The organism is Paracoccus sp. P2, assembly GCF_046335115.1.
Classification (GTDB): Bacteria; Pseudomonadota; Alphaproteobacteria; order Rhodobacterales; family Rhodobacteraceae; genus Paracoccus; species Paracoccus pantotrophus.
In genome coordinates, this window is sequence record NZ_JBGOSN010000040.1 from 25,369 (window position 1) to 34,186 (window position 8,818).

At 67.9% G+C, this 8,818-nt stretch carries 6 protein-coding genes; 4 read left to right on the forward strand and 2 right to left on the reverse strand.

From position 1 onward, the window contains the following. Positions 1–11: 11 nt before the first annotated feature. Positions 12–2,729: a nitrate/nitrite transporter gene (locus ACDP63_RS19215; RefSeq protein WP_024842632.1), complete on the reverse strand. Its 2,718-nt coding sequence runs from the start codon at positions 2,727–2,729 to the stop codon at positions 12–14. Between the two features lie 271 nt (positions 2,730–3,000). On the opposite strand from ACDP63_RS19215, the gene ACDP63_RS19220 reads away from it, so the two are divergent. Continuing rightward, positions 3,001–3,705, forward strand: a complete 705-nt coding sequence (locus ACDP63_RS19220; RefSeq protein WP_024842631.1) for a helix-turn-helix domain-containing protein — start codon at positions 3,001–3,003, stop codon at positions 3,703–3,705. A 90-nt stretch (positions 3,706–3,795) separates the two neighbouring features. Continuing rightward, the gene (ada, locus tag ACDP63_RS19225) at positions 3,796–4,872 is read left to right on the forward strand and encodes a bifunctional DNA-binding transcriptional regulator/O6-methylguanine-DNA methyltransferase Ada (RefSeq protein WP_024842630.1); all 1,077 of its coding nucleotides are present in this window, start codon (positions 3,796–3,798) and stop codon (positions 4,870–4,872) included. A gap of 25 nt (positions 4,873–4,897) precedes the next feature. Here ada and ACDP63_RS19230 read toward each other — a convergent pair whose 3' ends face one another. Next, positions 4,898–6,088 carry a multidrug effflux MFS transporter gene (locus ACDP63_RS19230; RefSeq protein WP_024842629.1) on the reverse strand — a complete coding sequence of 397 codons (1,191 nt, stop codon included), beginning with the start codon at positions 6,086–6,088 and terminating at the stop codon, positions 4,898–4,900. Between the two features lie 393 nt (positions 6,089–6,481). Here ACDP63_RS19230 and ACDP63_RS19235 point away from each other — a divergent pair, with 393 nt between their 5' ends. After that, positions 6,482–7,174, forward strand: coding sequence for a FadR/GntR family transcriptional regulator (locus ACDP63_RS19235; protein ID WP_409928480.1), 693 nt, complete (start codon positions 6,482–6,484; stop codon positions 7,172–7,174). A gap of 207 nt (positions 7,175–7,381) precedes the next feature. Next, the gene (locus ACDP63_RS19240; RefSeq protein ID WP_024842627.1) at positions 7,382–8,341 is read left to right on the forward strand and encodes an asparaginase domain-containing protein; all 960 of its coding nucleotides are present in this window, start codon (positions 7,382–7,384) and stop codon (positions 8,339–8,341) included. Positions 8,342–8,818 lie beyond the last annotated feature (477 nt).

An 8,818-nucleotide genomic window follows, 5' to 3' on the forward strand; every position in this document is an offset into this window, starting at 1 on the left:
TGTCTCCTATGTCAGGCAGGGGAGGCGGCGCCGGCAGAGGCGCGGCCGCGTTCGATGTCGTGCAGAAGGCCGCCCGGACGGGTGTAGAACACCCAGGTCACGGCAAGGCAGAGCACGTAGAAGCCCAGGAAGGCCCAGAGCGCGCCGATCGCCGATCCGGTCAGGGCGATCGAACTGCCATAGGCCTTGGGGATGAAGAAGCCGCCATAGGCACCGATCGCGCTGGTGAATGCGATGATCGCGGCGGATTCGCGGTCGGACTGGCGGCGGCGATCCTCGGGGGACAGCTGCGGCTCAAGCCGGGCGACTTCCTTGCGCATGATCACCGGGATCATCTGGAAGGTCGAGGAATTGCCGACCCCGGTAAAGAAGAACAGCGCCATGAAGCCCGCGAAGAAGCCCCAGAAGGACAGCGCCTGCAGCGAGACGATCACCAGCCCGACCGAGGCGATCATGCCGGCGAAGACCCAGAAGGTCACGCGCCCGCCACCGACCCGGTCGGAAAGCCAGCCCGTGCCCGCGCGGCTGAGCGCGCCGACCAGCGGGCCCAGGAACACGAATTGCAGCGCGTTGACGTCCGGGAAGGCCAGCTTGATGAGCAGCGGGAAGCCGGCAGAATAGCCGATGAAGCTGCCGAAGGTGCCGATGTAAAGCAGGCACATCACCCAGTTGTGCAGCCGGGTAAAGATCACCGCCTGTTCGCGGAAGCTGGCGCGGGCATCGGTGATGTCGTTCATCCCCAGCCAGGCCGCAATGGTCGAGGCGATGATGAAGGGCACCCAGATGAAGCCCGCGTTCTGCATCCACAGCCGGCTGCCGTCCGAAAGCTCCTGCGCCGCGCCGCCCATGGCGCCAAAGACGCCCATGGTGATGACGATGGGCACCAGGAACTGCATCAGCGATACGCCCAGGTTGCCCAGGCCCGCGTTCAGCCCCAGGGCGTTGCCCTTTTCCGATTTCGGGAAGAAGAAGCTGATATTGGCCATGGACGAGGCGAAGTTCGCGCCCCCCAGCCCGCACAGCAGCGCCAGCGCCACGAAGATCACATAAGGCGTCGCGGGATCCTGCACCGCATAGCCGATGCCCATGGCCGGGATCAGCAGCGAGGCGGTGGACAGCGTCGTCCACAGCCGCCCGCCGAAGATCGGCACCATGAAGCTGTAGAAGATGCGCAGCGTGGCGCCCGACAGGGCCGGCAGCGCCGCCAGCCAGAACAGCTGGTCCTGGGTGAAGCCGAAGCCGATCAGCGGCAGCTTGGCCACCACCACCGACCAGACCATCCAGACCGCGAAGGCCAGCGTCAGGGCGGGGATCGAGATCCACAGGTTGCGCCTGGCGATCCTGCGGCCCTGCTCGGCCCAGAAGGTCGGGTTCTCGGGGCGCCAGTCGTCCAGCACGCGCGGCATCACCGTGCGCTCGGGGTCATGCACCTCGGCCAGTTCGGGAAAGTTCGGCAGCCGGTCCAGGGCCCGGCCCTGGGCACGGCGCTCCATGGCGCGGATCGACAGGTGCATCCAGGCCATCGAGACGACGACGATCAGCAAAAGCAGGGCAAAGCACGAGGTCCAGATCCCGGTCAGGTCCAGCGCCGCACCGAAGACGATGGGCAGCACAAAGCCGCCCAAGCCGCCGATCATGCCGACAAGCCCGCCGACCGCCCCGACATGGTTCGGATAATAGACCGGGATGTGCTTGAAGATGGCGGCCTTGCCCAGGCTCATGAAGAAGCCCAGCGCAAACAACGTGACCACGAAGGGCCAGAGCCCCATCTCGGTCGAGAACGAGATCAGCCCGTCCTTGCCGCGGATGGTGTAATCGGTCGGCGGATAGGACAGCATGAACAGGAACAGCGCGCTGAAGCCGAAGGTCCAGTACATCACCGTGCGCGCGCCGAAACGGTCGGACAGGATGCCGCCATAGGCGCGGAAGATGCTGGCCGACAGGCTGAAGGCCGCCGCCGCCATGCCCGCGACCCGCAGATCGACGCCATAGACCTGCGTCAGGTAATGCGGCAGCCACAGCGCCAGGGCGACGAAACCGCCGAAGACGAAGAAATAGTAAAGCGCGAAGCGCCAGACCTGGAGCTTCTTGAGCGGCGCGAACTGCTCGGCCAGTGTCGGCCCGGCGATGCCCTGGGCACGGCGCGCCTCGAAATCGGGATCGTCGCGGGCGACCAGCAGGAAGACCACGCCCATCAGCGCGATGCCCACCGCCCAGATCTGCGCCACGGCCTGCCAACCCCAGGCGACCAGGATGAAGGGCGCGATGAACTTCGTGACCGCGGCGCCCACGTTGCCCATGCCGAAGATGCCAAGCGCAGTGCCCTGGCGCTGGGCCGGGAACCATTTCGAGACATAGGCGACGCCGATGATGAAGCTGCCGCCCGCCATGCCCACGCCCAAAGCCGCCAGCAGGAAGCCGGCATAGCTGTCGGCCCAGGTCAGCGCCCAGGTGGCAAGGCCGGTGAACAGCATCTGCAACGAGAACACCAGGCGGCCGCCATAGCGTTCGGTCCAGACGCCCAGGATCAGCCGGACCAGCGATCCGGTCAGGATGGGCGTGGCGATCAGCACCCCATATTCGAACTCGGTCAGGCCGAGCTCCTCCTTGATGGTGATGCCGATGATGGAAAAGATCGTCCAGACGGCAAAGCACAGCGTGAAGGCGGTGGTGCTGAGCCACAGCGCCTTTTGCTGCTGCATCGGGGAAAAGGAACTTGGGTCCGGCATGGCGGATGCTCCGATTGGGACGTTCGCGCATTGTTTCTGGCGCTCACCCAGCACGGGCCCCGGCAGCAATGTTTGATCTGGATCAACTTTGCCCTGACGCCACGCGAAAACCGCCCGCTTTTCGATTATGCGCCGTCAGGATTGGAGCATGCTCAATCCAGTACACGCCATCTGCCCTGTCATTTCATGACAAATATGCCGTCATTGATTGACAAATATCAAGATTTTTGCCAGATTATCCGCGATTCAGACCAATCCTACAGGACAGCCCATGCGCGAAGAGGACCGCAACGACATCCGCAACCTGCCGCTGTTTCGCAACATGACCAGCCCGTGTTTCGACGCGCTGATCCATGCCGCCTACGACCAGGTCTTCCCCGCCCAGCTGGAGCTGATCCGGCAGGGCGAGGTAGCGAATTTCCTGCATGTCGTGCTGGAGGGCGCGGTCGAACTTTACGCCAACTGGCAGGACCGCGACACCACCATGGCCGTGGTCCAGCCGGTCGCCACCTTCATCCTGGCCGCCTGCATGCGCGATGCGCCCTATCTGATGTCGGCGCGCACCCTGCAACGCTCGCGCATCGTGCTGATCCCGGCCGTGGACGTGCGCGCGGCCTTTTCCCGCGACCATGGCTTTGCCCTGGCCACGGTGCAGGAACTGTCCGAAGGCTATCGAAACCTGGTGCGCCATGCCAAGAACCTCAAGCTGCGCAATGCCCGCGAAAGGCTGGGCGCCTATCTGTGGCAGCGCTCGCAAGAGGCCGGGGGGGTGCTGGGTTTCGTGCTGCCGCAGGAAAAGCGGCTGCTGGCCTCTTACCTGGGCATGACGCCGGAAAGCCTGTCGCGGGCCTTCAAGGCGCTGCGCGAGCATGGCGTGCATATCGACGGCATGCGCGTCACCATCACCGACCCGGTCGCGCTGAAGGCGCTGGTCCAGCCCAACACCCTGCTGGACACGGCGCTGAACATCCCCTGACGGCCGGATTTGAGCGCAAGCGGCGGAGTGCGCCGGTCGCCGGCCATGCCTAGATATGCTAAAAGGACATGCAGCAGAAAGGTTCCCGCCATGGACCGTGCCCAGATCCCGACCGAAAGCGATCCGCGCTGGCAGCAGGTGCTGGCGCGCGACACGGCGGCGGACGGCCACTTCGTCTATGCCGTACGCACCACCGGCGTCTATTGTCGCCCCTCGTGCCCGTCGCGGCGGGCGAAGCCCGGAAACGTCGCCCTCTATGCCTCGCCGGCCGAGGCCGAGGCGGCCGGTTTTCGCCCCTGCCGGCGCTGCAACCCCAGGGGCGCCTCGACGGCCGAGGCGAATGCCGCGCTGGTCGCCGCCGCCTGCCGCCTGATCGAAGGCGCCGAGACGCCGCCCAGCTTGCAGGCGCTGGCCGATGCCGCGGGGCTGAGCCCGTTCCATTTTCACCGCCAGTTCAAGGCCGCGACCGGGCTGACGCCGCGTGCCTATGCCGCCGCGCATCGCGCCGGCCGGCTGCGCGACCGGCTGGCCCAGGGCGCCAGCATCACCGGCGCGATCTACGAGGCGGGCTTCGGCTCGAACAGCCGCTTCTATGAAGGCGCGGACGGGATGCTGGGCATGACGCCCACGGCCTGGCGCAAGGGCGGCGCGGGCGCCGAGATCCGCTTTGCGCTGGCGCAATGCGCGCTTGGCGCCCTCCTGGTCGCGCAAAGCCGCCGCGGCATCTGCGCCATTGCGATGGGCGACGACCCCGAGACGTTGTTGCACGACTTCCAGGACCGCTTCCCGGCCGCCGAGCTGATCGGCGGCGATGCCGCCTTCGAGGCGCTGGTCGCCCGCGTCGTCGGCTTCGTCGAGGCACCCGGCATCGGGCTGGACCTGCCGCTGGACATCCGCGGCACCGCCTTCCAGCAGCGGGTCTGGCAGGCCTTGCGCCAGATCCCGCCCGGCAGCACCGCCAGCTATGCGGAAATCGCCCGCCGCATCGGCGCGCCCCGCGCCAGCCGCGCCGTGGCCGCCGCCTGCGCCGCCAATGACATCGCCGTCGCCATCCCCTGCCACCGGGTCGTGCGCAGCGACGGCGCGCTGTCCGGCTATCGCTGGGGCGTGGCGCGCAAGCGCGCGCTGCTGGACCGCGAGGGGTCGGCACAGGACCGCGCCGGGTAGCGCGGCGCCCCCCCCCGGCGGGAACTCAGGCCAGCAACCGCAGCCGCGGCAGCGAGGCCGCGGCCGCCGCCCAGGCCAGGGCCGCGCAAAGCGTGATCGCCGGCACCATGGTCGCGGCGGTATTGTCCAGGAATGGCCCGGTCGCGGCGATCATCAGCCCGCCCGTCAGCATCTGCAGCGTGCCGCCCAGCGACGAGGCGAGCCCGGCGATGTCGGGATGCGGGTCCAGCGACATGACCATGGCCGTGGGCATCACCAACCCCAGGCAGGCATTGGCCAGAAACAACCCGGCGATGACCACCGCCAGCGCGTCGAACCCCGCCAGCACCACCAGGGTGAGCGCCAGGGACAGCCCGGCAAAGCCGGTGATGGCCAGCGAGATCACCCGCTCCATCCCAAAGCGTTCGGCCAGCCGGCCGGCGAATTGCGAGGCGGTGAAGAAGCCGATGGCATTCACCGCGAAGGCCAGCGAAAACCCGGTCGGGCTGAGCCCGTATTGCCGCGTATAGACGAAGCTCGCCGAGGCCAGGAACACGAAGAAGCTGGCCATGCCGAATCCGCCGATCATGGTCAGCCCCAGGAAGCGCCGGTCGGCCAGCAGCCGCCGCGCCCCGGCCGTCATGACCGCCAGCCGCACCGGCCGGCGCCGATGGGCCGGCAGGGTCTCGGGCAGCGCGAAGAGGATCAGCCCCAGGCTCAGCAAGGCGGCGCCGGCCAGCACGGCGAAGATCTCGCGCCAGCTGCCCCAAGCCATCACCGCCGAGCCGGTCAGCGGCGCCAGCATGGGCGAGACCGAGATCACGATCATGATCGCCGCCATCATCTTGGCCGCCGCGGGCCCGGTCGCCATGTCGCGGATCACCGCGCGCGGCACCGCCATCAGCGTCGCAGCGCCCAGGCCCTGCACGGCGCGGGCCGCGATCAGCCAGCCGATGGTTGGCGCCAGGCTGGCCGCGACGGTGGCGGCCAGAAAGATCGCCACCCCGATCACCAGCGGCTTCTTGCGCCCGACCGCATCGGCCATGGGACCATAGATCATCTGCGCAAAGCCGAAGACGATGAAATACGAGGTCAGGGTCAGCGCCGCCCCGGCCTCGGTGGTGCCAAGGTCGCTCGCCACCTGCGGCAGGGCGGGCAGATACATGTCGATCGCAAAGGGACCGACGGCGGAAAGCAGGCCAAGAAGCAGGGCCATGCGGAACAGGGGATCACGCATCGGAAAACCTGTGAAAGTGCCAGATATGGGGATTGCGGGCGCAGAATCGCGCCAAGGGTCGTTCGCCGCCGCCGGCCCTGACTGCCATACCGCGCCGACAGGTGCAACCCCGCCGATCGCGCCTGCCGGAGTTGATAAATGTTCAGCGCGCCCGGAATCCGGCTTCCCAAAACCCGCAACCGCCGGCAGGATGGGAAACGATTTCCCCGGATTCTGAACGCGGAGCGACGCGGATGAGGATCTATCACCTGATTTTCATGGCGCAGATCGCCGGCCTGGCCGGGCTGCTCGGTGCCGCCATTCTGTACTGGTAGAAGGTTTCCCCCGGACAGCACGTCTTGACAGGTGCGCCTGACATGCAACATTGGCGCCATGAACAAGGTGGCTGATTGGTTGTCCCATAAGAGCCCGGTCAGTCGGAAAAACGCCGCCGAGACGGTGTTCGAGGATCTGCGAGGCGCGATACTGGCCGGCCGCTTGCCGGTCGGCGTCCGGCTGCCTTCCGAGGCCAAGCTGGCCGAGCATTACGGCGTCAGCCGCCCGATCATCCGCGAGGCCATGCGCTCGCTGCAGACGCTGGGCCTGACCCGCAGCCGCAGCGGCAGCGGCAGCTTCGTGATCTCGGACCGGCAGGCGCCGGAACTGGCCTATGGCAACTACTCGGCGCGCGAGCTGATCGAGGCCCGCCCCTTCATCGAGATCCCCGCCGCCGGCTGGGCCGCCCTGCGCCGCAGCGAGCAGGACATGGCCCGGCTCTTGCAGCTTTGCGACAGCATGGAGCGGCAAGAGGATGCGCTGAAATGGGTCCGGCTGGATTCGGATTTCCACTGCCTGATCGCCGAGGCCGCCCGCAACCGGCTGTTCGCGCGCATCGTCACCGATTCCCGCGACGCGCTGATGCGGCAGTCCGAACTGGTGAACCTGATGGCCGATCGCCGCGTCACCTCGAACCTGGAGCACCGCCGCATCGCCGAGGCGATCGCCGCCGGGTCCGAGGCCGAGGCGCGCGCCGCCATGCGCGACCATCTCGACGAGGTGGAACAGGCAATGACCTGGATCATCGGCCAACGCCCGGCCAATTCCTGATCTTGCGGTTTCGGGCCTGCCGCGGCAATGATCCGGCCGCTTTCGGCCCCAATGCGCAAGATTGCGCCGGCCGCAGGCGACGGGGCGACTTGACCCCGTCGGCGGCTGTGGTTATCGCAAGCTGTCAGACAGATCGTGGAAAGCCGGGTTCGCCCGGCTGACCGCAGTTCTGCAAGGGAGGCATTGCGCAATCATGCGGCTCGTGTCGTGACCGGAACCGGACGATTTCCTCTGCTGGCGGTCCTTGCCACCGGCGGCACCATCGCCAGCAGCCGGGGCAAGAACGGCGCCGCCAGCCCCAGCCTGGGGGCGGCGGATCTGCTGGCGCTGCTGCCGCCGATGGCGGTCGATCTGCGCCCGCAAGAGGTTCTGGCCAAGGATTCAGCCAGCCTGACGCTGGCCGACATGCAGCACATCAGCGATGCGGTGGCGGCCCAGCTGGCCGATCCCGGCATCGCCGGCGTCATCGCCCTGCACGGCACTGATGCGATGGAGGAAACCGCGCTTCTGGTGCAGTTGCAGCACGCTCCGCGCAAGCCGGTCGTGTTCACGGGGGCGCAATTCGCCTCGGACCACCCGCGTTCGGACGGCGCGCGCAACCTGGCCGATGCCGTCCGCACGGCCCTGCACGCACCCCAGTCGGGGGGCGTGACGCTGGCCTTTGGCGGCCGGGCGCTGCCGGTATGGGGGCTTTACAAGTTCACCTCGGACGCGCCGGACGCCTTTCGCCGCGTGGCCGATGAGGGCGCGACCGTCACCCGCCCCCTGCCCGCCCCGGTCGGCGACCTGCGCGTGGACATCGTCGCCGCCCATCCCGGCAGCGACGGGCTGCATCTCGAGGCCAGCCTGGCCGCCGGGGCGCGGGGCATCGTGATCTCGGCGCTGGGATCGGGCAATGCCACGCCCGCGCTGGTCGCCGCCATTGCGCGCGCAAGGGCGCGGGGCGTGGTGGTGGTGGTCTCCAGCCGGGTGCCCGAGGGGCTGCTGTCGCCGATCTATGGCGGCGGCGGCGGCGGCCACGACATGCGGCGCGCAGGCGCCATCCATGCCCGGCTGCTGCGCCCCGGCCAGGCGCGAATCCTGCTGGCGGCAATGCTGGCCAATGGCTGCCCCGAGGCCGAGATCGCCCGCGCCTTCGAATCCGCGCCCGAATCCGTCGCGACCTGAACCCGGCCGCGCCGCCGCGGTCGCGGCCAGGCTTCCCACGGCTATCCCAGCCTGACCCCTGGCAAACGACGCCCTTGAGAAACGACGCGCCCGGAGGAACCCCGTCCAGCCGCTAGCCTGCCCGACGACTGCACCGCGCCGGGGCTCCGCAAAGCCCGCGCAGCCGCCCTTGCCGAGGCCGGCGCAACGGCATCCCAGATCGGCGCCTGGACCGGGCACGCCAGCGTACAGGAGGCGGCGCATTACACGCGACAGGCCGACCAGAAGGGGATTCCCCGTGGGAAAGAGGGAACGGCCAATGGGAAACCGCGTGGAAAACTTTCCAGAATGACAGAAATTATGTTGGAATATCAAATGCCATTTTGGGAATGGCGCGACTCTGTTGCACAAATTGACTGACGGTCAGAGTTCCCCTTTCCCCCGACGGAGTCATCCCACGGCTTGAGTTTCGGGTATGCCGAGTGCGGTGAAGCCGTT